This window comes from Pseudomonas sp. GNP013 (genome assembly GCF_054343995.1).
In genome coordinates this window covers 687,975-712,307 of record NZ_JBTGUT010000001.1, presented here as the reverse complement: position 1 = coordinate 712,307, position 24,333 = coordinate 687,975, and the positions used below count along the sequence as shown (strand labels likewise).

General features: G+C 60.9%; 20 protein-coding genes and 2 tRNA genes. 11 read left to right on the top strand and 11 right to left on the bottom strand.

The genetic code is table 11. The annotated features are described in order from the left end of the window. Nucleotides 1-21 precede the first annotated feature (21 nt). A complete protein-coding gene (locus ACXX81_RS03240) occupies nt 22-1,086 on the top strand; it encodes an imelysin family protein (protein WP_231423207.1) in 1,065 nt (354 codons plus the stop codon). Nucleotides 1,087-1,088: 2 nt separating this feature from the next. Beyond that, complete coding sequence (locus ACXX81_RS03235; protein ID WP_458572564.1) at nt 1,089-2,186, top strand: DUF1513 domain-containing protein; 1,098 nt, start codon at nt 1,089-1,091, stop codon at nt 2,184-2,186. 466 nt (nt 2,187-2,652) lie between these two features. Here ACXX81_RS03235 and ACXX81_RS03230 read toward each other — a convergent pair whose 3' ends face one another. From ACXX81_RS03230 to colR, 5 genes are all read right to left on the bottom strand, one after another. Then, entirely contained in the window at nt 2,653-2,880 is a 228-nt protein-coding gene (locus tag ACXX81_RS03230; RefSeq protein WP_057007215.1) for a hypothetical protein, read from the bottom strand. Further along, nucleotides 2,877-3,596 carry a lipopolysaccharide kinase InaA family protein gene (locus ACXX81_RS03225; protein WP_209984385.1) on the bottom strand — a complete coding sequence of 240 codons (720 nt, stop codon included), beginning with the start codon at nt 3,594-3,596 and terminating at the stop codon, nt 2,877-2,879. The genes ACXX81_RS03230 and ACXX81_RS03225 overlap by 4 nt, the downstream gene beginning before the upstream one ends. A gap of 4 nt (nt 3,597-3,600) precedes the next feature. Next, entirely contained in the window at nt 3,601-4,281 is a 681-nt protein-coding gene (locus ACXX81_RS03220) for a class I SAM-dependent methyltransferase (RefSeq protein WP_458571197.1), read from the bottom strand. A 155-nt stretch (nt 4,282-4,436) separates the two neighbouring features. Continuing rightward, nucleotides 4,437-5,723: a sensor histidine kinase gene (locus ACXX81_RS03215; RefSeq protein ID WP_209984387.1), complete on the bottom strand. Its 1,287-nt coding sequence runs from the start codon at nt 5,721-5,723 to the stop codon at nt 4,437-4,439. Continuing rightward, nucleotides 5,713-6,396 carry a two-component system response regulator ColR gene (gene colR, locus ACXX81_RS03210; RefSeq protein ID WP_003175870.1) on the bottom strand — a complete coding sequence of 228 codons (684 nt, stop codon included), beginning with the start codon at nt 6,394-6,396 and terminating at the stop codon, nt 5,713-5,715. Before colR ends, ACXX81_RS03215 begins: the two co-directional genes overlap by 11 nt. A 201-nt stretch (nt 6,397-6,597) precedes the next feature. Between colR and ACXX81_RS03205 the strand changes: the two genes are divergently transcribed. Continuing rightward, the gene (locus ACXX81_RS03205; RefSeq protein ID WP_458571196.1) at nt 6,598-8,547 is read left to right on the top strand and encodes an LTA synthase family protein; all 1,950 of its coding nucleotides are present in this window, start codon (nt 6,598-6,600) and stop codon (nt 8,545-8,547) included. 75 nt (nt 8,548-8,622) lie between these two features. Here the strand turns inward: ACXX81_RS03205 and groL are convergent, their stop codons facing one another. The 5 genes from groL to ACXX81_RS03180 all read right to left on the bottom strand — a co-directional run bounded on the left by groL (nt 8,623) and on the right by ACXX81_RS03180 (nt 13,255). Beyond that, nucleotides 8,623-10,269 (bottom strand): chaperonin GroEL, encoded by a 1,647-nt coding sequence (gene groL, locus ACXX81_RS03200; RefSeq protein ID WP_057007219.1) that lies wholly within the window; start codon nt 10,267-10,269, stop codon nt 8,623-8,625. Between the two features lie 50 nt (nt 10,270-10,319). Continuing rightward, nucleotides 10,320-10,616: a co-chaperone GroES gene (locus ACXX81_RS03195; RefSeq protein ID WP_003175874.1), complete on the bottom strand. Its 297-nt coding sequence runs from the start codon at nt 10,614-10,616 to the stop codon at nt 10,320-10,322. 242 nt (nt 10,617-10,858) lie between these two features. Then, the gene (locus ACXX81_RS03190) at nt 10,859-11,335 is read right to left on the bottom strand and encodes an FxsA family protein (RefSeq protein ID WP_209984393.1); all 477 of its coding nucleotides are present in this window, start codon (nt 11,333-11,335) and stop codon (nt 10,859-10,861) included. A 66-nt stretch (nt 11,336-11,401) separates the two neighbouring features. Next, nucleotides 11,402-12,133 (bottom strand): HugZ family pyridoxamine 5'-phosphate oxidase, encoded by a 732-nt coding sequence (locus ACXX81_RS03185; protein ID WP_322214430.1) that lies wholly within the window; start codon nt 12,131-12,133, stop codon nt 11,402-11,404. A 114-nt stretch (nt 12,134-12,247) separates the two neighbouring features. Then, nucleotides 12,248-13,255, bottom strand: a complete 1,008-nt coding sequence (locus ACXX81_RS03180) for a DUF481 domain-containing protein (protein ID WP_231423210.1) — start codon at nt 13,253-13,255, stop codon at nt 12,248-12,250. 194 nt (nt 13,256-13,449) lie between these two features. Here ACXX81_RS03180 and ACXX81_RS03175 point away from each other — a divergent pair, with 194 nt between their 5' ends. From ACXX81_RS03175 to ACXX81_RS03160, 4 genes are all read left to right on the top strand, one after another. Further along, entirely contained in the window at nt 13,450-13,764 is a 315-nt protein-coding gene (locus ACXX81_RS03175; protein WP_245229295.1) for an MGMT family protein, read from the top strand. Nucleotides 13,765-13,808: 44 nt separating this feature from the next. Then, nucleotides 13,809-15,341, top strand: coding sequence for an AmpG family muropeptide MFS transporter (locus ACXX81_RS03170; protein ID WP_322214432.1), 1,533 nt, complete (start codon nt 13,809-13,811; stop codon nt 15,339-15,341). 194 nt (nt 15,342-15,535) lie between these two features. Continuing rightward, the gene (locus ACXX81_RS03165; RefSeq protein WP_209984409.1) at nt 15,536-17,251 is read left to right on the top strand and encodes a proline--tRNA ligase; all 1,716 of its coding nucleotides are present in this window, start codon (nt 15,536-15,538) and stop codon (nt 17,249-17,251) included. Nucleotides 17,252-17,271: 20 nt separating this feature from the next. Beyond that, on the top strand, nt 17,272-18,225 hold the full coding sequence (locus tag ACXX81_RS03160; RefSeq protein ID WP_458571195.1) for a hypothetical protein: 954 nt from the start codon (nt 17,272-17,274) through the stop codon (nt 18,223-18,225). A gap of 130 nt (nt 18,226-18,355) precedes the next feature. Here ACXX81_RS03160 and dinB read toward each other — a convergent pair whose 3' ends face one another. Beyond that, entirely contained in the window at nt 18,356-19,414 is a 1,059-nt protein-coding gene (gene dinB / locus ACXX81_RS03155) for a DNA polymerase IV (RefSeq protein ID WP_209984412.1), read from the bottom strand. A 279-nt stretch (nt 19,415-19,693) separates the two neighbouring features. On the opposite strand from dinB, the gene ACXX81_RS03150 reads away from it, so the two are divergent. The 4 genes from ACXX81_RS03150 (at nt 19,694) to ACXX81_RS03135 (ending at nt 24,309) form a co-directional block, all read left to right on the top strand. After that, nucleotides 19,694-19,770: transfer RNA gene (locus ACXX81_RS03150), tRNA-Met, on the top strand. A 260-nt stretch (nt 19,771-20,030) separates the two neighbouring features. After that, nucleotides 20,031-20,107 (top strand) — tRNA-Met (locus ACXX81_RS03145). A 279-nt stretch (nt 20,108-20,386) separates the two neighbouring features. Beyond that, nucleotides 20,387-23,029 carry a bifunctional lysylphosphatidylglycerol flippase/synthetase MprF gene (gene mprF, locus ACXX81_RS03140; RefSeq protein ID WP_322214434.1) on the top strand — a complete coding sequence of 881 codons (2,643 nt, stop codon included), beginning with the start codon at nt 20,387-20,389 and terminating at the stop codon, nt 23,027-23,029. After that, nucleotides 23,029-24,309, top strand: coding sequence for a virulence factor family protein (locus ACXX81_RS03135; protein WP_209984413.1), 1,281 nt, complete (start codon nt 23,029-23,031; stop codon nt 24,307-24,309). The genes mprF and ACXX81_RS03135 overlap by 1 nt, the downstream gene beginning before the upstream one ends. Nucleotides 24,310-24,333: the final 24 nt, after the last annotated feature.

The following is a 24,333-nucleotide window of genomic DNA, read 5'->3' as shown; positions in this document are numbered from 1 at the left end:
AATCCGATAAGGGAGCTCGACATGTTCCGTCCCAAGTTGTTGTTCACCAGCCTTGCCGCCCTCGCCCTCGGCGCCTGCTCACCGCAAGACCCGCAGGCCGTGACCTCGGCAGCCATCGCCAAGCAGGTGATCCTGCCGACCTACAGCCGCTGGGTCGACGCCGACCGTCAACTGGCCGTCAGCGCTCTGGCCTATTGCCAGGGTAAAGAGAGCCTGGACACCGCCCGCGCCGACTTCCTCCACGCACAAAAAGCCTGGGCCGAGCTGCAACCGCTGCTGATCGGCCCGCTGGCCGAAGGCAATCGCGCGTGGCAGGTACAGTTCTGGCCGGACAAGAAAAACCTGGTAGGCCGCCAGGTCGAACAACTGGTGACCGCGCAGCCGCAGATTGACGGCGCAGCCCTGGCCAAGTCCAGCGTGGTGGTGCAAGGCCTGTCGGCCTACGAATACATCCTGTACGACGCCAGGACCGACATCGCCGACGCCGCGCAAAAAGCCCGTTACTGCCCACTGCTGATGGCCATCGGCGAGCGTCAGAAAGCCCTGGCCGAAGAGATCCTGGCGAGCTGGAACAGTACCGACGGCATGCTCGCGCAAATGAGCAAGTTTCCCAACCAGCGCTATGCCGATTCCCACGAGGCCATCGCCGACCTGCTGCGCGTGCAGGTGACCGCGCTGGACACCCTGAAGAAAAAACTCGGCACGCCGATGGGCCGCCAGACCAAGGGCATCCCGCAGCCGTTCCAGGCTGATGCCTGGCGCAGCCAGTCGTCCCTGCAAAGCCTGGAGGCCAGCCTCGCTGCCGCGCGCACTGTGTGGGTGGGTGTCGACAACAAGGGCCTGCGTGGTCTGTTGCCGGCCGAGCAAAAGCCGTTGGCCGACAAGATCGACGCCGCCTACGCCGCCTCGCTCAAACTGTTCGCCAGCAACCAGCGCCCCCTCAATGAACTGCTGGCCGATGACGCCGGGCGCCAGCAGCTCAATGACCTCTACGACAGCCTCAACGTCGTCCACCGCCTGCACGAAGGCGAGCTGGCCAAGGCGTTGGGCATTCAGCTTGGCTTCAACGCCAATGACGGTGACTGATGATGCTCAGGCGACAGGCTTTGGCGGTGGGCAGCGTATTGCTCAGCGCCCTCACCCTTGGTGGCTGGACATTGTTCAAGCAGAAGGACAAGGGCCCGCTGCTGCTGTCGGCGCGCGATGATGCCGATGGCAACCACTACGCCGTGGGCTACCGCCTGGACGGCAAGCCGGTGTTTGCCACCCAGGTCGGCCAGCGCTGCCACGACATCATCAACCACCCGACGCGGCCGATTGCGCTGTTTGTCGCCCGTCGTCCGGGCACCGAGAGCTACCTGATCGACCTGCGCGATGGCGCATTGCTGCAGACCCTCACCGCCAACGCCAACCGTCATTTCTACGGCCATGCGGTGATTCACAAAGGCGGCGATTGGCTGTACGCCACCGAGAACGACACCTGCGACCCCGGTCGTGGTCTGCTCGGCGTGTACCGCTTCGAAGGCGAGCGACTGGTGCACAGTGGCGAGCTGTCCACCCACGGCATCGGCCCGCATCAGGTGTCATGGATGCCCGATGGCGAGACCCTGGTGGTGGCCAACGGCGGTATTCGCACCGAGGCCGAAAGCCGTGTGGAGATGAACCTCAACGCCATGGAGCCGAGCCTGGTGCTGATGCAGCGCGACGGTACGCTGATCAGCAAGGAGACCCTCGCCCAGCCGATGAACAGCGTGCGCCATATGGGCATCGCCAGCGATGGCACCATCCTCACCGGGCAGCAATTCATGGGGCCGTCCCAGGAGCGTTCCGAGCTGCTGGCGATCAAACGTCCCGGTCAGCCCTTCGTCGCGTTCCCGGTGGCCGATGAGCAGTTGCAGGCGATGGGGCATTACACCGCCAGCGTCGCCGTGCACAGTGAGCTGCGCCTGGTGGCGTTGACCGCGCCGCGGGGCAATCGCTTCTTTATCTGGGACATGGACAGCGGTGAGCTGCGCCTGGATGGACCGTTGCCTGACTGCGCGGGTGTGGGAGCGGTGGCGGATGGGTTTGTAGTGACGTCAGGTCAGGGGCGCTGCCGGTTCTACGATTGCCGACAGAAACAGCTGGTCGCCCAACCGCTGGAGTTGCCGGCGGGGCTTTGGGATAACCACCTGCACCTGGTCTGATCTGCGCCATGACGACGCCTCTGTGGCGAGCGGGCTTGCCCCGCGTTGGGGTGCGAAGCGCCCCCAATCAGGAAACCCTCGGTATACCTGATACTACGCGGAGGCTGGTTTTGGGGCCGCTGCGCAGCCCAACGCGCGGCAAGCCCTAATGCCGTTCAGTTAAGCGCAGATTCCCTGTGGCGAGCAGGCTTGTCCTGCGTTGGGCTGCGCAGCAGCCCCAAAGCCAGGCGCTGAGCCGTATCAGGTACACCGCGTTTTGCTCGATGGGGGGGCGCTTCGCACCCCAACGCGGGGCAAGCCCGCTCGCCACAATAAGCCCACAAATTTTCCTTAACTGAACGGCATTAGGGCAAGCCCGCTCGCCACACCAAGCCCGTTCCCCTAGGTGATGGGCGTTGATTTCAGATCCGTTGCCCACAAAAAAAGGGCCTCACGGAGTAAGGCCCTTTCGGGGGTTTCAATCGCTTCAACTTTGCGGCCTCATCCCTTGGGACATCCCGAACATGAACAACAGCAAATCATGATCGGGCCTGGCCGCCACATTCGCCTTGGCAACCCGCGGCAGCAGGCATTGCCCGCTGCCTTGAGTTGCACTGAGCACCTGTGTCCGAGGCTGCTCCCATGCAGCCAGGGCAAGGGCTGACACGCCCAACGCCCCGACCAGAAACAAACCTCGTGCTATTTCTAGCTTCATTTGGTTAAACCCTTGATAGCGCTGCCAAACGCCGTCTCGTAAAAATAGCTCAGTTTCTTCCAGTCGCTATCGCTGAACGACGAATGGCGCCGCAGTTGCAGCATGTCGTGGGAGGCGGCGCGATAAGCGGTCAGCCGCTGGCGGCATTTTTCGAAGTCCAGCAGTGCCACTTCCACCTTGGCCGAGTCGACGTCGCCTGTCACTTTTACGAACACATGCTTGATGTACAGGCAACCATGCTGCCAGCGCCCTTTATGCATGCGGGCCAGGGTTTCGGCCAATTCCTTGAGCAGGCGCTCATGCACCGCTTCGCCATACTGTTCACGGCCGCCGGCGGCGTACCAGTTTTCGATCTCGTCGAAACCATCCAGCGATGCCGTCACCAATAAGGCTTTCCATTGGTGTTCGGGGTCGCGACGCGCCTCACAGAACACCATCTCGGGCACTCGCACGTCCAATAGCCGCAAGCCCTTGAGCGCATCGCGCTCGCGCAACACGGTCGGGCGCCCGAACGGGTGCAGCCAGCTACGGTAGATATGCCCGGTCTGGCGCTTGCTGTAGAGCAAGCGACCGTTGGCGCTGACGACACGTTGCACACCGCTCTCACCGCCACGTCGACGGTTGGGTTCCTCGACCCACTCGCCCTGCTGGCGCCAGAAATAATCAAATCGCTCCTCGGGAGCTACATGACTGCCTGCTACGCACTCAACTGCCATCCTGTTACCTCTTGCGCAATACATAAACTCGCCACATGGCGTAGAGCGGGATGAAATTCAGGGATTCCTGAACACGGAAACCGGCCTGCTCGAATTCTGCCTCAACAGTAGCAGCCGGTAACACAAATCTGTTTTGGTAACCGTCCTGCTCACCTTTCCTGCGACGTTTGACCTCGGCGCGCTTGCGTTTCCAGGCCTTGAAATTGCCATCCACCCACAGCGAAATGATCACGCTGTCACGGGTAACCCGTTGGAACTCCCGCAGAATCGCCAGCCTGTGCGCCGGATCACCGATATGGTGGAGCAGGCGCATGCAGAAAATGCTGTCGACCGAACTGTCTGGCAAATCAATATCAAAGGCTGAAGTCTGCAAAGGCCGTACCCGTTTCACCACATCCGCCGGTTGGGCCAGCGTTGCGACCTTCAACATGGATGCGGAATTGTCCGCACCGATGATCACACGGTTGGGCTTTTCGGCCAGCAGCGGCCAGAAACGTCCGGCACCACACGGCAGGTCCAGCACCAGGCCTGGCTCACCGGCCATGGCCAGTGCACCGCGTGCCAATTGTTCGTCGCGTTTGTGGGACAGTCGACGCGCCAGATTGTCCTGATGCTTGAGCAAATAATTCTGCGCATGCTGATCATCGTACTTTTCGGAAAACTCAAGCTTGATTGGGGAAGGCATCTTACGTCTCCAGTAACTGATGCCTGCAACCTTAAGCAGCGAACTGTGATCAACAGGTCAATCAAGTGTGAAAAACTTGTCCTGTCTATTCCGATACATTTCAAGACGTTACTGAAAACTGCAGGAGCGAATGTATTCGCCCCTGCATGCCGCGCTTACAGCTTGGGCGGGTTCAGCTCGACACGAAAGCAGCAACCGCTGGGCTCCATGGTGCTCAAGCTGACGCTCCAGCCCTGGTTCTCGCAGATGCGTTGTACCAGCGACAACCCGAGCCCCAGGCCTTCGCCGCGCTTCTCGCTGCCAGTGCCGCGTACGAAGGGCTCGAACATCGCTTCGCGTTTTTCCTCGGGAATGCCGACGCCGGAGTCCTCCACCACGAACCCGCTGGGTTCAAGGGTGAGGCGAATAAAGCCGTGTTCGGTGTAGTGCAAAGCGTTGCGCAACAGATTGCCCATCACCGCGTGCAAAAAGGTGGTGTTGTAACGTGTGTCCAGCGGGCTGCCCGGGTGGTAGATGAGTTCCAGGCCCTTGCGCTCGATGGGCTCGCGCCAGATCCCGAGCAGGTCTTCAGCCACCTGCGGCAAGGTCACCTGGGGCGACATGGTTTCCTCGCTGTGTTCGGCGCGGGCGAGCATCAGGAAGGTCTGCACCAGTTCGCGCATCTCTTCACAGGCCCGGGCAATGCGCTGCACCTGGTTGCGTCCGCGCTGATCGATCGCCGGGTTCTCCAGCAGCAGTTCGCAGGAGCTGGCCAGCACCATCAGCGGGGTGCGCAATTCGTGGCTCACGTCGCTGGTAAACAGCTGCTCGCGCGACAGCGCCTGGCGCAGGCGGCCCAGGGTAGCGTCGAACGCTACGGCCAGTTCACCCACTTCGTCAGCCGCATAATCCGGCGCCAGGGGCGGTGCCAGGCCGAGCAACTGGTCGCGGTGGCGTACCTGACGCGCCAGACGTACCACCGGCGCCATCACTTTTCGCGCCAGCACCCAGCCGAGGAATACCGCCAGCGCCAGGCTGAGCACAAAGCCCACCAGCACCACGGCAAACAGCACACGCTCGCGCTCCTCGAAATCGCTCTGGTCCTGCAGCAACACATAGCGCCGGCCATCCACCACTTCGACCATGGCGTGATACGACAGCGACTCGCGAAACACCTCATGGAAACCCGGCTCCAGGTGCCGCAGGTCCTTGGGCAGTTCGAAGTCGCCCGGCCCGCCGCTGAAATAAAACAGCTGGTCCGGCTCGGGACGGTGGCGCCAGTCTTCGACGCTGTCCATCATCAGCAGGCGCTGCAGGTCGCCGCCCAGGCCGGCCGAGATGAGTTTCTCTTCCACCAGGTGCACCGTGGCAACGATGCCCATGGCGAAGGCCCCCGCCACCAGCGCGCTCATCAGGGCAAACGCGATGATGATCCGCTGGGCAAGGCTTTGCTTAAACTCCATCTCGACCCTCGGCCAGGCGGTAACCCACGCCGTGCACGGTTTGCAGCAGCGGCTTGGCAAACGGCTTGTCGATCACCTGGCGCAATTGGTGGACGTGGCTGCGCAGGCTGTCGCTGTCCGGGCAGTCGTCGCCCCACAGCGCTTCTTCGAGGATCTCGCGACGCAACACGTGGGGGCTCTTCTGCATCAAGACCGCCAGCAGCTTGAGGCCGACCGGGTTGAGTTTGAGCAGGCGGCCCTCGCGGGTTACCTCGAGGGTGTCGAGGTCGTAGCTCAGGTCGCCCACTTGCAGCGCACGGCGTCCGCCACCCTGGGCACGGCGCAGCACCGCTTCGATACGTGCGGCCAGCTCCGACAGCGCGAACGGCTTGAGCAGGTAGTCATCGGCGCCGGACTTGAAGCCTTGCAGGCGGTCATCCAACTGGTCGCGGGCGGTGAGCATGATGACGGGCGTGTCACGCCGCGCATCTTCGCGCAGGCGTTTGCACAGGGTGTAGCCGTCGATGCCCGGCAGCATGATGTCGAGCACGATCAGGTCGTAATGCTCGGTCGCGGCCAGGTGCAGGCCTGACAAACCGTCCTGCGCACAGTCGACGGTATAGCCCTTGAGCCCCAGATAATCCGCCAGGTTGGCGAGGATATCGCGGTTGTCTTCAACCAATAAAATTCGCATGGGCAATGTCTCCGTACGCGGTAACGGCCATGTTGGCTCGCGCAGCTTAAGGGCAAGTGTGGCTGAGGGATAGAGCCGAAACGGCGCTCGATAACAGTTTTCAACTGATCGCATGGACAAACGAGATTTTCACTATAGCTTCACAAGTTGACCACAGCCTCAGGCTGAAGATCGCCGCCCATCGATATAAGGAATATAGACATGGCATTTTTCAAAACCGCTCCTATGCGGTACTTGCTGTTGATAACAGGTGCCTGGTTACTGGTTTTCCTGCTTACCCGCAGCGTGCTGCTCATCACTCACATGCATGAGGTCGGCGGCAATCTGCTGCCGGTGTTCGGCGTGGGACTGCTTTACGATCTTGGGTTCCTGGCCTATGCGGCCCTGCCGCTGGGACTGTATGTGTTGCTATGCCCGCCTGCGATGTGGCGCCTTCGTGGCCATCGCTGGTTCCTGCAAGCGGTGCTCACGGTGAGTCTGTTTGCGATGCTGTTCACTGCGGTGGCCGAGTGGCTGTTCTGGGACGAGTTCGGCGTGCGCTTCAACTTTATCGCCGTCGACTACCTGGTGTACTCCGATGAGGTGCTGAACAACCTGTTGGAGTCGTACCCGATCGGCAAGCTACTGAGCCTGCTGGCGATGCTGGCCCTTGTCTTCAGCGTCGCATTGCGCAAACCGTTCAATGCTGCAATGCACGCACCGCTGCCCGCCGCGCGTGACCGTCTGCTGAATGCCCTTGCCCTGATGATGGTGGCCGGCGCGAGTCTGCAATTGATAAGCCAGGACAGCCCGCGCGCCCAGGGCGGCAACGCCTACAACAACGAACTGGCAAGCAATGGACCGTATCAGTTCTTTGCCGCCTTTCGTAACAACGAACTGGATTATCCAAAGTTCTACACGACTTTGCCTACTGAGGTGGTCGCCAAACAATTGCGTGTCGAACTCAGCGAACCTAATGCACGCTTCATCAGCCAAGACCCACTCGATATCCGTCGCGCCATCACCAACCCGGGCACCCTGCGTAAACCCAATATCGTGCTGGTGACCATAGAAAGTTTCAGCGCCAAGTACATGGGCAGCAACGGCGACGGTCGCAATCTGACGCCAAACCTGGACGCGTTACGCTCGCAAAGCCTGTACTTCAATAACTTCTATGCCACCGGCACCCGCACCGACCGCGGACTGGAGGCCATCACGCTAGCCATCCCGCCTACCCCGGGACGCTCTATCGTCAAGCGCATTGGCCGCGAAAGCGGTTTCGCCAGCCTTGGCCAACAACTCTCGGCCATCGGTTACGACAGCGTGTTCGTCTACGGCGGGCGCGGTTACTTCGACAATATGAATGCATTTTTCAGCGGCAACGGTTATCGGGTCGTGGACCAGAGCAGCGTGCCCGAGGCAGAAATCTCGTTTAAAAATGCCTGGGGCATGGCCGACGAGGATCTCTATAAACAAACCCTGAAACTGGCCGATGCCGATTACGCCAGGCAGCAACCGTTCCTGTTGCAATTGATGACCACCTCCAATCACCGCCCCTATACCTACCCGGACGGGCGCATCGATATCAAATCCGGTAATGGCCGCGACGGTGCGGTGAAATACACCGACCACGCTATCGGCCAATTTCTTGAAGCAGCACGTCAGAAGCCGTGGTTCGACAACACGATCTTTGTGTTCGTCGCCGACCACACCGCTGGCAGCGCAGGCAAGGAAGACCTGCCTATCACCAACTACCAGATTCCACTGTTTATTTATGCGCCAAAGCTGATCGATGCGCGCGAAACTGCGCAACTGGCCAGCCAGATCGACCTGGCGCCCACGTTGTTGGGGTTGATCAACCTGAGCTATGAGTCGACATTCTTTGGCCGCAACCTGCTGCAGGACAATCCGCTTCCTGCACGCGTTGTAGTGGGTAACTATCAGCATCTGGGTCTGTTTGACGGCAAGGACCTGGCGATCCTCAGCCCGCGACTGGGACTGCGCCGCCACAACCTGGCTTTGGACGAGAGCCTGGAGTTACGCGTGGGCAGCGATGACCCGTTGATCCAGCGGGCGATCACCTACTATCAGGCAGCCAGCTATGGGTTCAAGCAGCGACTGTTGGGCTGGAAAGCGCCAACGGAGGTGGTACCCACCATTGGTGCACGCTGACAGCAGACTTTGAATATAAAAAAGCCCCGCCTGCATCACTGCAGGCGGGGCTTTCGGTACAGGGGTAAGGCTGGCTTACATCATGCCGCCCATGCCACCCATGCCGCCCATGTCTGGCATACCGCCGCCAGCCGAGCCTTCAGCCTTCGGCTTGTCAGCAATGGCGGCTTCGGTGGTCAGGATCAGACCACCGATGGAGGCTGCTGCCTGCAATGCCGAACGGGTCACCTTGGTAGGATCCAGGATGCCCATTTCGATCATGTCGCCGTAGACGCCAGTTGCAGCGTTGTAACCGTAGTTACCTTTGCCGTTCTTGACTTCGTTGACCACAACGCTTGGCTCGTCGCCGGAGTTGGCAGCGATCTGGCGCAGCGGTGCTTCAACAGCGCGACGCAGTACCGCAATACCGACGTTCTGGTCAGCGTTGTCGCCGGTCAGGTTGGTCAGCGCTTCCAGAGCACGGATCAGCGCAACGCCACCGCCAGGTACCACGCCTTCTTCGACGGCTGCGCGGGTTGCGTGCAGGGCGTCTTCAACGCGGGCTTTCTTCTCTTTCATTTCAACTTCGGAGCCAGCGCCAACCTTGATCACTGCAACGCCGCCGGACAGCTTGGCCAGACGTTCCTGCAGTTTTTCACGGTCGTAGTCCGAGGAAGTTTCGGCAACCTGGGCACGGATCTGGTTGATACGCGACTGGATGTCGCCTTCAACGCCAGCACCATCAACGATGATGGTGTTTTCCTTGGAGATGGTCACGCGCTTGGCGCTGCCCAGGTTTTCCAGGGTGGCGCTTTCCAGGCTCAGGCCGATCTCTTCGGAGATAACGGTACCGCCGGTCAATACGGCGATGTCCTGCAGCATGGCCTTGCGACGGTCACCGAAGCCCGGCGCCTTGACGGCGGCAACTTTAACGATACCGCGCATGTTGTTCACGACCAGCGTCGCCAGGGCTTCGCCTTCAACGTCTTCGGAAACGATCAGCAGCGGACGGCCGGCTTTGGCAACGGCTTCCAGCACCGGCAGCATTTCGCGGATGTTGGAGATTTTTTTGTCGACCAGCAGGATCAGCGGGCTGTCCAGCTCGGCAACCATGGTCTCAGGCTTGTTGACGAAGTACGGGGACAGGTAGCCACGGTCGAACTGCATGCCTTCTACAACCGACAGTTCGTTTTCCAGGCCGCTGCCTTCTTCAACGGTGATCACGCCTTCTTTACCGACTTTTTCCATGGCTTCGGCAATGATGTCGCCGATGGAGCTGTCGGAGTTGGCGGAAATGGTACCGACCTGAGCGATAGCCTTGGTGTCAGCGCATGGCTTGGACAGGTTTTTCAGCTCGGCAACAACGGCGATGGTCGCCTTGTCGATGCCGCGCTTGAGGTCCATCGGGTTCATGCCGGCAGCGACGGCCTTGTAGCCTTCGTTGACGATTGCCTGAGCCAGCACGGTAGCGGTGGTGGTGCCGTCGCCTGCGTCATCGTTGGCACGGGAGGCAACGTCTTTGACCAGCTGCGCGCCCATGTTTTCGAAACGGTCTTCGAGCTCGATTTCCTTGGCGACGGAAACGCCGTCCTTGGTGATGGTCGGAGCGCCGAAGCTCTTCTCGATGATCACGTTACGGCCTTTAGGGCCCAGGGTCGCTTTTACTGCGTCAGCCAGGACGTTGACACCGGTGAGCATTTTTTTGCGGGCGGAATCGCCGAATTTAACTTCTTTAGCAGCCATGATCGATATTCCTTAAATACTTTGTAGTAACGGGAAAATGAGCGGGGAAATCAGTCTTCCAGAACAGCGAGAATCTCGTTCTCAGCCATAACCAGCAGGTCTTCGCCGTCGACTTTCACAGTGTTGCTGCCCGAGTAAGGGCCAAATACAACCTTGTCACCGACTTTAACGGCCAGCGCACGGACGTCACCGTTTTCCAGAGTCTTGCCTGGGCCTGCAGCGACGATCACACCGTGGTTGGCTTTTTCAGCAGCCGAACCTGGCAGAACGATACCGCCAGCGGTTTTCTTTTCTTCTTCGCTGCGACGGATTACGACGCGGTCGTGCAGAGGACGAAGCTTGCTCATTGTCGATCTCTCCTAATTGTGTTTTTCATCGGCCGGTATCAGTACCGGCGGGTTGTAATCCGGCTATGCCGGTCGCGTCTCGCCAGGCAAGACGCGGAAGTCTGTCTGGCGTTGCCACCAGAAAACCTTTCGGTGACCGATACATAAGGGCGCATAAGCTTATTACAAGGGGCCGAGACGGTTTTTTTTGCATCTGCGGCCCAAAGCAACACGGCACCCGAGGGTGCCGTGTCAGTGAAGCGTTATTTGTTGTCGCGGTGTTCGAACTCGCCTTCGATCACGTCGCCTTCACGCCCAAGAGGCTGGCGCGGTGCCGGGCCACCTCGGGGTTGCAGGTCGTCGGCGAACGCGCGTTGGCGCATCGCAGCCTCTTCGGCACGCTGGCGCATCTTGCCGGCCAGACGTTTGCGAGTGAACGGCAGCAGCATCACCAGGCCGACTGCATCACTGATGAAGCCGGGAAGGATCAACAGGCCGCCCGCCAGGGCCATCATCAGGCCTTCCAGCATGGTCTGGGCCGGCAGTTCGCCGCGGTTCAGGCTTTCACGGGCACGCAACGCCGTGGCCAGGCCGGCGACGCGCAGCACCAGTACGCCGAGCATCGAGCCGAGAATGATCAGCAACAGGGCCGGGAAAAACCCGATTGCGCTGCTGACTTGAACGAAGACGAACAGCTCCAACACCGGAAACAGCAGAAAGAGCAATAAAAAAGGGCGCATCAAATGGTTCCTCAACGCAAGAATGCCTTGCCAGTCCACCCTAGATGACGTCGCAATTGTGTGAATTCAAGCGCTGGCAGGCTCTTTTTTCGGCCAGGCCTGGGCATGGGCCAGTGAAACCAGGGCCTCGCGCACTTGTGTCGGCGTGTTGCAAGGCGTTGCAAACGGCAACCAGTGCAGCGATTGGCCGATACGCAGGTGCAGGCCTTCGCTGTCGATGCCGGCCAATTGCGCAGGCTCGCGGGTCGGCAAGTCGCCCAGTTGCACGTAGTGGGCAATGGCCTTGGCGTGATCGCTGTTCATGTGCTCGATCATGCTGCGTTCGGTCTTGCCGGCGAACGGATTGGCCAGGGTCAGTTGGTCGACCCAGTGAATCGCGCCGAACCCGCCGATATAACGGTGGCGCACCGGCTTGAGTACCCAGAAGTCGAAATCGTGGGCCTTGTGATAGTTGGCCGAATCGGGGAAGTAGCGGTAATAGCGCTCGGCGGCGGCCTCGATGGCAGCGGCGTCTTCGAGCTTTTCGGCTTCGCCGAGGTAAGTCAGACGCCCCACGGCCTGCACATCATCCGCCTCGCGCTCACCCACCAGCAGCGAGCACTTGGGGTCTTTTTGCAGGTTATGGGTGTGTTGGGCAATCCGGCTGATGAGGATCAACGGCCGGCCCTGCTCGTCCAGGCAATACGGCACGACCGAGCCGAACGGAAAGCCGGGCATGGCTTTGGACAGAGTGGAGAGAGCCCCACGGTATTCCTTGAGCAACAGCTCTCGGGCATTTTTGGCAACCTGCGCGCTCAACGTATGACTCCTCATGTATTCCGCTGCCCATGGTTTATGGGAATGGATCTCAACACAAGGTAATCAATCTACGCGCCGGTTGCCAGCAACGATCCCGCAGTGTGCTCGACTTTATTACCAGGCCACGCCAAAGCCTGCGGTGTAGCGGGTTTTGCTCAAGTCGCTTTGCTCTTCACCGCTGACCACATCGCGTTCGGCCTTGAGGTTGAGCGACGCCCATTCGGTGACCTTGTAGCGCAGACCGACTTCCGCATCCAGCGAGTAGTCGGCCGGTGCGTCGATTGGCTTGCCCAATTCGCCGTTGGTGAAGAACTCCACGGTCTTGCCAATCAGGTAGCGGTTGTAGTTCCACTTCATGGCCAGGGAGTAGAAGTTGTCCTTTCCGCCGTTGGCATATTCGTAATCGGTGCGGTTGACCAGCGAGCCGAGAGAGAACGCGCCCAGTTCGTCATCCCAGAACTGATAGCCCGGGCCGGTGCCGACGGTGCGTTGGCGCGCCAGCTCTTCAACCTTGTCGCGCTTGTAGGTCAGGCGACCCTGCCAGAACCAGTGTTCGGTGATGAAGCGGTCCAGGTCGTATTCCAGGGCCCAGTTGTCGGTGGTGGTGACATCGTCCTGAAACTCGCGGTTGTATTCGCCCTGCCCGGTATGACGCCATTGGCCATGGCGCGCAGTGGTCTTGAAGTCGATGTCGTAGTCGTTGGTGTCCCGTTCGGCGCGCTTGTAGTCCAGGGCCATGTCGACGTTGCCTTTCCACACCAGGTCCTGGATCACAGGCTTGGGCTTGAGGATCTGCTGGATGCTTGCCAGCTCGACGGTCTTGGGCGCTTCGCCATTGGCCAGTACCACTTTGCCGTCATCCGCAGGCTTCAGGGACTTGGCCTTCTCACCGCTGTAGGCGTCCTGTTTGACCAGCAGTTCCTGGTCGCTTTCCAGGGTTTTCACCTGTTTCCAGTCCACCGGAATGGCGCCGCCATAGCTGGTCTGGATCAGCAGTTTGCCGCCATCGAAGACCTTGATCTTGCCCGTCAGGCGGTCACCGTTCTTCAACCAGACGGTATCGGCGAGCACGGGGGTTGAGGCGCTGAAAATAGCGAGGCACAGCAGGGTTCTGGACAACATAAGCGGATTCGGGGCTCAGGGTTGGCGAAAAAAGGACGGTTATCGTGTTAGATAGCTAGCACTGACTCAAGTATGAATGTTCAGTTCAACCAATGCCCTTATTTTTACAGACGTTTCTTACAAACAGACAGACGATCTCAACGGATAGGCCCACAGTGAATCAAGCTGCCGACACCCCGCAAAGCCCCGCCGACATGCGTCGCACGGCGTTATACCTGACTCTGGCGCAAGTCCCCGAAGGCTGCGTGGTGAGTTATGGCGAACTGGCGCACCTGGCAGGGCTGGGCCGCGCTGCACGCTGGGTGGGGCGCACCCTCAGCCAGTTGCCGGGCGACACGCGCCTGCCCTGGCACCGGGTGCTGGGTGCCGGTGGTCGGATAAGCCTGCCGGCGGGCAGCGCCTCGGGCGACGAGCAACGCGCGCGATTACGCGCTGAGGGCGTCACAGTGCGCAACAATCGTGTGGATATTCAGCGCCATGGCTGGCGCCCGGTAGAGCACAGCGGTTAGAGTGCGCGCTTTGTTTCCCGTGAATCTGAGGCAGACTCCAGCCCATGCCCCGTAAAACCTGGCGCGCCGCGCTCGCCGCCTATGCCAGCCCTTCGACGCTTGTCCTGTTGTTGCTTGGCTTTGCCGCCGGCCTGCCTTACATGTTGGTGTTTTCAACGCTGTCGGTGTGGCTGCGCGAGGCCGGAGTGGCCCGTGAGACCATCGGCTATGCGAGCCTGATCGGCCTGGCGTATGCCTTTAAATGGGTCTGGTCGCCGCTGCTCGACCAATGGCGCCTGCCACTGCTCGGCAAACTCGGACGTCGTCGCTCCTGGCTGGTCCTGGCCCAATCGCTGGTGATCCTCGGATTGATCGGCATGGGCTTTTGCGACCCGCAAAAACATTTGTCGTGGCTGATCGCGATTGCGGTGGTGGTGGCGTTTGCATCGGCCACCCAGGATATCGCGGTGGATGCCTATCGCCTGGAAATCGCCGACGACAGCCGCCAGGCCGCCCTGGCCGCCAGCTATATGTCCGGTTATCGCATTGCTGCCCTGCTCGCCACCGCAGGTGCGCTGTTCTTTGCCGAGGGTTTCGGCTCAACGGGCTTCAACTATAAGCATTCGGCGTGGACCGGCACCTATGTGCTGTTCGGCGCGCTGATGGTGCCGGCGCTGCTGACCACCCTGTTCATGCGTGAACCCAACGTACCGCTGCGCACGCAGTTGCAGGCGGGGCGCTACAGTTTTGCGCATCAACTGGTCTCGGTCTTTGTGTTGATCGTGCTGCTGGTGTCGGTGCCGGCGATGTTCACCCAGTTGTACAACACCGATTTCGCCAGCGTGCTGTTCCAGGGCGTAAGCCTGTGGCAATTGCTGATGGAAGACCGCGCCTTCCTGCGCGCCATTCTCTACATCACCCTGACTGCACTGTGCCTGTCGGCCATGGGCCGCCGAGGCCTGGCGCCGGTGCTCACGCCGGTCAACGACTTTATCCTGCGCTACCGCTGGCAGGCATTACTGCTGCTCGGGCTGATCGCCACCTATCGCATGTCGGATACCGTGATGGGCGTAATGGCCAACGTGTTCTACATCGACCAGGGCTTCACCAAGGACCAGATTGCTGGCGTCAGCAAGATCTTCGGCCTGATCATGACGCTGCTCGGCGCCGGCATGGGCGGGCTGCTGATTGTGCGGTTCGGCATCCTGCCGATCCTGTTCATCGGCGGCGTGGCCTCGGCAGCTACCAACCTGCTGTTCGTAATGCTCGCCGACATGGGCCCCGACCTGCAGATGCTGATCTTCACCATCTCGCTGGATAACTTCAGTTCGGGCCTGGCGACCTCGGCGTTCGTGGCCTACCTGTCGAGCCTGACCAACCTCAAGTTCTCCGCCACCCAATACGCCCTGCTCAGCTCGATCATGCTGCTGCTGCCACGCCTGATCGGCGGGTACTCGGGCGTGATGGTGGAGAAGTTCGGCTATCACAGTTTCTTCCTGATCACCTGCATGCTGGGGGTGCCGACGCTGCTGCTGATTGCGCTGCACTGGTATCAGGAGAATCAGCGGGCGCGGTTGAATCCTCCCGCCGAAGAGTGACACGCCTCAATCAATGTGGGAGCGGGCTTGCCTGCGATGCAGACACCTCGGTACATCAGGCACGCCGCGTTGACGCCATCGCAGGCACGCCAGCGCCCACCTGAATCCCTTCAGTTCTGATGCCTGTACTCCGGCAGCAAGCGCCCGTACAATCCCAAGTCATTTCAAGTCCAAGCAACCGACAACGGCCTACCATGCGTACCAGTCAATATTTGCTCGCCACACAGAAAGAAACGCCTTCCGACGCGGTTGTGATCAGCCATCAGCTGATGCTGCGCGCCGGCATGATCCGCAAACTGGCCTCGGGCCTGTACACCTGGCTGCCCATGGGCTTGAAGGTGATGCGCAAGGTCGAGGCCATCGTTCGCGAAGAGATGAACGCCGCCGGCTCTCTGGAAGTGTTGATGCCGAGCACCCAACCGGCTGAGCTGTGGCAGGAATCCGGGCGCTGGGAAGAGTACGGCCCTGAGCTGCTGCGCTTCAAGGACCGTCACGGCCGCGATTTCTGCGCCGGCCCGACCCACGAAGAAGTGATCACCGACCTGATGCGCAACGAGCTGAGCAGCTACAAGCAGCTGCCGCTGAACCTGTATCAGATCCAGACCAAATTCCGTGACGAAATCCGCCCGCGCTTCGGCTTGATGCGCGGCCGTGAATTCATCATGAAGGACTCGTATTCGTTCCACGCCGACCAGGCCTCGCTGCAGGTCACCTATGACCGCATGCACCAGGCCTATTGCAACGTGTTCACGCGCCTGGGCCTGAAATTCCGCCCGGTTGAAGCGGACAACGGCTCCATCGGCGGCGCCGGCTCCCACGAGTTCCACGTACTGGCTGAATCCGGTGAAGACGATATCGCCTTCAGCAACGGTTCCGATTACGCGGCGAACATCGAGAAAGCCGAAGCCGTGCCACGGGAAACCTCGCGCCCGGCGGCGGAGCAAGAGCTGCGCCTGGTGGATACGCCCGAGACCAAGACCATCGCGGCCCTGGTGGACAAATTCAATCTGCCGATTGAAAAGACCATCAAGACCCTGATCGTGCGTGCCGAGGAAGAAGGCAAGCTGATCGCCCTGGTGATCCGTGGCGACCACGAGCTCAACGAAATCAAGGCTGCCCAGCAACCTGGCGTGGCCAGCCCGCTGGTGATGGCCACCGATGCCGAACTGCGCGACGCCATTGGTGCCGGCGCCGGTTCCCTCGGCCCGCTGAACCTGCCGCTGCCAATCATCATCGATCGTTCCGTTGCACTGATGAGCGACTTCGCCATCGGCGCCAACATCGACGACAAGCACTACTTCGGCGTGAACTGGGAACGTGACCTGCCGGTTCCGACCGTGGCCGATCTGCGCAACGTGGTGGCCGGCGACCCGAGCCCGGATGGCAAGGGCACCCTGGAAATCAAGCGCGGCATCGAAGTCGGGCACATCTTCCAGCTGGGCAACAAGTACAGCAAGGCGATGAAGTGCGAAGTGCTGGGCGAGAACGGCAAGCCGATCACCCTGGAAATGGGCTGCTACGGCATCGGGATTTCCCGCGTGGTGGCGGCTGCCATCGAGCAGAACAACGACGACAAGGGCATCATCTGGAGTGACGCCCTGGCGCCGTTCCAGGTTGCCCTGGTGCCGCTGCGCTATGAAACCGAGCAAGTACGCGAAGCCACCGACAAACTGTATGCCGAACTCACGGCCGCCGGTTTCGAAGTGCTGCTGGATGATCGGGACAAGAAGACCAGCCCGGGCATCAAGTTCGCCGACATGGAACTGATTGGCATCCCGCACCGGATCGTGGTCAGTGACCGCGGCCTGGCCGATGGCAATCTGGAATACAAGAGCCGGACCGAAGCCGAAGCCCAACCGTTGCCGGTGGCTGACGTGCTGTCTTTCCTTCAGGCGCGTATTCGTCGCTGAAAACCAGATCAAGAGAAGTCATGTTCAAGCGAAACACCAGAGCCCTGGGGGGCGCCGCCTTGTGCGGCGTCCTGCTGGTCAGCGGCTGCGCCAACCAGATGTCACAACGCAGTGAGCACGAGGAGCGGGTCGAGCGCAAATTGCTCGATCACAGCCTGCAGATCGATGTAGGCGAGCCCAAAGTGCTGGAGCTGCCGCAGCGCCGGGTTCGCATTCACGAACAGAAGACCTTCGAAGTCACCGAGTTCGAAGTCACCCGCCGTTACGACCGCTACACGCCCTACCAGCCCTGGCGCAAACTCTATGAGATGCCCCTGGGCGCGATCGCCCTGGTGGCGGGCGCGGGCGCCAACGTGGCGAACATCTTCGCCCTCGGCAACCTGCCTGACAGTATGACCCACGACTGGCTGATCTACGGCGTGGACGGGCTCAACCCGTTCATGAACGTGCAATCCCATGGCCGTGCGCAGCAAAACCTCGCCGGCATCGATGAAGTCCAGCGCGACAAGCGCCTGGAGTATTCGAGCCTGCCGTGGAGCGAGCGCCCGGTGCAGGTCACCGCCGGCAGACAAACCCACGAGCTGACCACCGACCGCAATGGCGTGCTGCGCCTGAACCTGTTGGACAGCCCGTTCGCCGAGCAGGACCTGAACCACATCACCACCCTGCTGATCAGCGTGCAGGATGGCCAGGACGATGTGCATTCGGATGCTTCCCTGGCGGTCAGCAGCGGCCTGCGCGGCAAGTTGCTGGAAGCCCACGGGCTGATTTTCGACGACCTGGAAGATGACGAAGTGAGCCAGTGGGTGCACCGGGTCAAGCGCCTGTCGGAACTGGGCCTGGAAGAAGAGGCCAGTGAGCTGGAACAGAGCCTGATCGAACTGACCCGCAATGATCCGGAGTTGCAGCAGGAGTTTCTGCAGGCGCTGACCAAGGAGGCGGGGCGGCTGGTGGCGGATCCTGGTGCTCGCTGAGCTTTCGCAAACGCTGTAAATCTAAATGTGGGAGGGGGCTTGCTCCCGATAGCGGTGGATCAGTCAGCTTATATATAGCTGACCCACCGTAATCGGGAGCAAGCCCCCTCCTACAGTTTGCTCCGGGTTTCTACCAGGAGAACTCGAGTTGTTCATTGCCATTGCTGAGGTCGAGCAACCGCACCCCAATCCCCAACAACCGCACTGGCTTGCCCCCACGATTGAACGCCTGCGTCATCAGCTGTTGATAACTCTCCAGGTCGCGTCCTGCCCCGGCCTGCTCCAGGGTTGTCTGGGTAAAGTCATGAAACTTCACCTTCACGAACGGCTTGCCCGCGCGGTAGCTGCTGTCGATGCGCGCCATGCGCCCGGCCAGGGTTTCCATCAGTTCGGGCAGTTTGGCCAGGCAACTGGCAAGATCGGGAAGGTCCGTATCAAAGGTATTTTCCACGCTGATGGACTGCCGCCGACTGTCATTGTGCACCGCACGGTCATCGATCCCACGGGCAAGGCTCCACAAGCGCTCACCGAAGCTGCCGAATTCGCGCACCAGCGCCAGCTTGTTCCACTCCCGCAGTTGCAGGCAGTCCTCGATTCCCAGGCGCGCAAGCTTGTCGGCAGTGACCTTGCCCACACCGTGCAGTTTGCTCACGCGTAACTGGGAGACGAAGTCTTCGATCTGGTCCGGGGTGATCACAAACAGGCCGTTGGGTTTTTTCCAGTCACTGGCGATTTTGGCCAGAAACTTGTTCGGCGCCACCCCGGCGGACACGGTGATATGCAGTTGATTGGAGACGCGGCGGCGGATGTCCTGGGCGATTCGGGTGGCGCTGCCGCCAAAGTGCGGGCTGTCGGACACGTCCAGGTAGGCTTCGTCCAGCGATAACGGTTCGATCAGATCGGTGTAGTCGCGAAAGATCGTCTGGATTTCCTTCGAGGCTTCTTTATAGGCGTCCATGCGCGGCTTGACGATGGTCAGGTCCGGGCACAGTTTCAGGGCGTGGCGTGACGACATCGCCGAGCGCACCCCGTAGGCCCGCGCTTCATAGTTGCAGGTGGCGATCACCCCGCGTCGATCCGCCGAGCCACCCACCGCCAACGGTTTTTGCGCCAGGCTCGGGTCATCGCGCATCTCGATGGCGGCGTAGAAGCAATCACAGTCGACGTGGATGATTTTGCGCTGCGTCATATAAACAGGGGTGTATTTCAACGGGTGGCCAGTATCGCACTCACCCCTGTATATAGCACCAGTAGTTTGATTCTTCCGCCTGAGCGGTAGGAAATTTACCCGATGAATGTGTTTTCTCAATCGAATCATGGCCAGCGATAGAGCTGAGAGCCCCGGCCACGCTGGGCCAGTGCGGCCCACAGCGCCCCAATGGAGAGCTAACCAATTGAACCACAAGCGCTTTTCTTCAATTTACGGGTTGACACACTCGCGTTCCTCTGTAGAATGCCGACACACAGACGCGGGATGGAGCAGTCTGGTAGCTCGTCGGGCTCATAACCCGAAGGTCGTCGGTTCAAATCCGGCTCCCGCAACCAAACATCAAAAAAGGCTACTCGAAAGAGTGGCCTTTTTTGTGCGTGTCTGTTTTATCAACAACTGGACCGCGCGTTATTCGAAACGGACGGCCTGGCAGTCCGGCGCGAGGCAAGCCCGCTCGCCACACACCCCCGCTTTCCATAAAAGTGTTTTCAATCGAGCACTTAGGCGATATGAGTGGATTAATCACACTTATTTTCCGCATCCGCCCATTAACGGTTGACACCTCGTCGCTGGGCTGTAGAATGCCGCCCACAGACGCGGGATGGAGCAGTCTGGTAGCTCGTCGGGCTCATAACCCGAAGGTCGTCGGTTCAAATCCGGCTCCCGCAACCAAACATCAGAAAAGGCTGCTCGAAAGAGTGGCCTTTTTTGTATGCGGTGAAAAAGCTCTTCTTAAACAATGACCTGGCATCTTTCATGAAACCCTCCACGGTTTGTTGAGTCCATCTCATTGCACGCTATGCTCAATGTTCAAGCATTACCCTCTACGACCAATGGCCGCTGTCGCCGCCCCCGGTGTTCCGCGTTAATATTCGTACTTATTTTGTCCATAGGGATTGGTAACTTGGCTGGATACCTCCATCCTGTCGCGCACAATCCACGAGGTGATTGATGCGCGCCAACTCGTCTGAACCACAAGAGACCGTCACAGCAGAACAACCGATCGCTCCCGGCCGTTTGCGCTGGCTGGACCTGTTGAGCAAATACCGTCAGCCCATCGGGCTGGCCGTGACCTTGCTGCTGTTCGCTATCGCTCTGATCGCCTGTCGGCATCTGCTGCTGGAGCTGGACCTTTACGCACTTCATGATTCGATTCTGGAAGTGCCCAGGCCCGCCCTGCTCGGTGCGTTCGGCGCGGCCGTCGCCGGCTTTATCATTCTGCTGGGCTATGAGTTTTCCGGCGCACGCTACGCCGGGGTGAAGCTGCCTGCCAAGACCCTGGCCCTCGGCGGCTTCACCGCCTTTGCCATCGGCAACGCGATTGGCCTGTCGATGCTCTCCGGCGGATCGGTGCGTTACCGTTTATATGCACGCCACGGCGTCGGCGCCTCGGAAGTCGCGCACATGACCGTGTTCGCCAGCCTTGCCCTGGGCTGCGCACTGCCACCGCTGGCCGCCCTGGCCACCTTGAGCAACCTGCCGGCGGCTTCGACCTACCTGCATTTGCCGCAAAGCCTGCTCGGCGGTGTGGCCGGCGCCGTGCTGCTGTTGTCGGCCGCGCTGTGCATCGGCATCTACCGCCGTCGCCTGCCGGAACAGCCTTACCCGGACAACCTGCTGGTCAGGGCCGGACGCCGCACCCTGCGCCTGCCGGGTCGTCGCCTGACGTTCCTGCAGTTGATCATCACCGCACTGGATGTGGCCGCAGCCGCCACCGTCCTTTACCTGTTGCTGCCGGAAGCGCCGCCCTTCGGCCCGTTCCTGCTGGTGTACCTGCTGGCCCTGGCCGCTGGCGTACTCAGCCATGTACCGGGCGGGGTCGGGGTGTTCGAGGCGATCCTGCTGGCGGCGTTTGCCGACAAGCTCGGCGCTGCCCCCCTGGCTGCCGCGTTGCTGCTGTATCGCATGATCTACGTGGTGCTGCCGCTGCTGATCGCCTGTGTGTTCCTGCTGGTCAATGAAGCCCAGCGCCTGTTCCAGACCCAGCAGAGTCTGCGGGTTGCTTCAGGGCTGGCGGCGCCAGTGTTGGCCGTACTGGTTTTTTTGTCCGGCGTGGTCCTGCTGTTCTCCGGCGCCACGCCCGAAATCGACTCACGCCTGGAAAACATCGGCTTCCTGATTCCCCACCGCCTGATTGACGCCTCGCACTTCGGCGCCAGCCTGATCGGCGTGCTCTGCCTGTTGCTGGCCCAGGGCCTGCGTCGGCGCTTGTCGGCCGCCTGGATGCTGACCATGGTGCTGTTGCTGACGGGCGCTCTGCTCTCGCTGCTCAAGGGTTTCGACTGGGAAGAAGCCAGCCTGATGACCATGACAGCAGTGCTGCTGGCGATCTTCCGCCGCTCGTTCTACCGTGCCAGCCGCCTGACCGAGCTGCCGTTCTCGCCGCTTTACCTGGTGGCCAGCGTGTGCGTACTGGGCGCGTCGATCTGGCTGCTGCTGTTTGCCTATCAGGATGTGCCTTACAGCCATCAGCTATGGTGGCAGTTCACCCTCGATGCCAACGCGCCGCGCGGCCTGCGCTCGCTGCTGGGCGCCGCGGTGCTGCTGGTGATCGTTTCGCTGACCTGGCTGCTGCGCACCGCCCGCCCGATCATTCACCTGCCGACTCCGGACGAACTGGAGCGCGCCACTCAAATCCTGATGGCCTCATCGCAACCCGACGGCGGCCTGGCACTGACCGGCGACAAAGCCCTGCTGTTCCACCCCAACGACGAAGCCTTCCTCATGTATGCCCGTCGTGGGCGCAGCCTGGTGGCCTTGTACGACCCCATCGGCCCGACCCAGCCGCGCGCCGAAATGATCTGGCAGTTCCGCGACCTGTGCGATATCCACCACGCACGGCCGGTGTTCTATCAGGTGCGCGCTGAAAACCTGCCGTACTACATGGACATCGGCCTCACCGCGATCAAGCTGGGCGAAGAAGCCCGGGTCGACCTCAAACGCTTTGACCTGGAAGCCAAGGGCAAGGAGATGAAGGACCTGCGCTACACCTGGAACCGCGGCACTCGCGATGGCTTGTCCCTGGAGATCTTCGAACCGGGCCAGGCGCCGATGGACGAGCTCAAGGTCATCTCCGATGCCTGGCTGACCGGCAAGAATGTGCGCGAAAAAGGGTTTTCCCTGGGACGCTTCAGCGACGACTACCTCAAGCACTTTCGCATCGCGATCATTCGCTTCGAAGGGCGCCCGGTGGCCTTCGCCAATTTGCTCGAGACCTACAACCACGACCTGGCCAGCCTCGACCTGATGCGCGCGCACCCCGACGCGCCGAAACTGACCATGGAATTCATGATGGTCGGCCTGATCCAGCATTATAAGAACCACGGCTACGCCCGCTTCAGCCTCGGCATGGTGCCGTTGTCGGGCCTGCAACCCCGCCGTGGCGCGCCGCTGACCCAGCGCCTGGGTTCGATGGTGTTCCGCCGTGGCGAGCAGCTGTATAACTTCCAAGGCTTGCGCCGTTTCAAAGACAAATTCCAGCCTGACTGGGAACCTCGTTATATGGCCGTGCCCGCCGGACTTGATCCGCTGGTGGCACTGGCCGATACCGCCGCCCTGATCGCGGGCGGCTTGACTGGATTGGTGAAACGCTGATGATTCGACGTTCCTGGCGGTATGTATTGGCCATCGTGGTGCTGCTCGCTCTGATCGCAGGTGGCGGCTTCTGGTACTGGACCCGCCCTGCACCGCAGCCGGTGCTGGAGCAGATGCCCCAGGCCGATGGCACGGTGATGACCCTTGTGACCCCCGCCACCGCTGCCAAAGCCCGTGTGGCCGTGGCCGTGCCGGCGGACGACACCCTCACCGACAGCCAGTTGATCGCCCTGAGCCAGGGCGGCAAGGCGCAGATCGTTCAGGTGATCCTGCCCAAGGACGATTGCAAGCTGCAGGAACAGGCGCTGCAAAACGCCCTGGGCCAGCTCAAGGGCCCCGCGACCCTGGTCAGCGGCATTGGCCCTGGCGCCGCCCTCGCCTGGCGCTGGCTGGCCACTCAGAACGACGACAAGGCCAACGCCATCTCCGTCGGCTTCGCCCTGGTGCAGGAAGGCTGCAAGGACCCGCTGCCGAAAACCGCCGCCCATGGCAACTGGCTGGTGGCGTGGAACGATAACCCTGACGATGAAAGCGCCAGCTTCGTACGCGATACACCGCGCGCCACCACCAGCATCAGCGACTACGACATCCATTACCCGCAAGTGCTGAACAACGAACTGCGCAAGCAACTGGTGGGTTCGGACAACGGCGGTCTGGCCATCCCGGTGGTCGAAGTGCCCGCCGGTCAAGCCAAGGATACCGTCACGCTGTTCCTCTCCGGTGACGGCGGCTGGCGCGACCTGGACCGCGACGTGGCCGGTGAAATGGCCAAGATCGGCTACCCGGTCGTGGGCATCGACACCCTGCGCTACTACTGGCAGCACAAGAGCCCGGAACAGAGCGCCAAGGACCTCACCGAGCTGATGCAGCACTACCGGCAGAAATGGGGCACCAAGCGCTTCGTGCTGACGGGGTATTCGTTCGGCGCCGACGTACTGCCGGCGATCTACAACCGCCTGCCGGAAAACGAACAGCAACGGGTCGATGCAATCATCCTGCTGGCATTCGCCCGCACCGGCAGCTTTGAAATCGAAGTGGAAGGCTGGCTGGGCAACGCCGGCAAAGAGGCCGCCACCGGTCCGGAAATGGCCAAGCTGCCACCGGAGAAAGTGGTGTGCATCTATGGCGCCGAAGAAGTCGACGAGAGCGGCTGCACCGACAAGACGGCGGTGGGTGAAGCGTTGAAATTGCCGGGCGGGCATCACTTTGATGAAAACTACCCGGCACTGGCCAAACGCCTGGTGGAGATCATCGTCAAGCACCAGGCCAAAGCCGAGTAATGACGCAAAACCCAATGTAGAAGA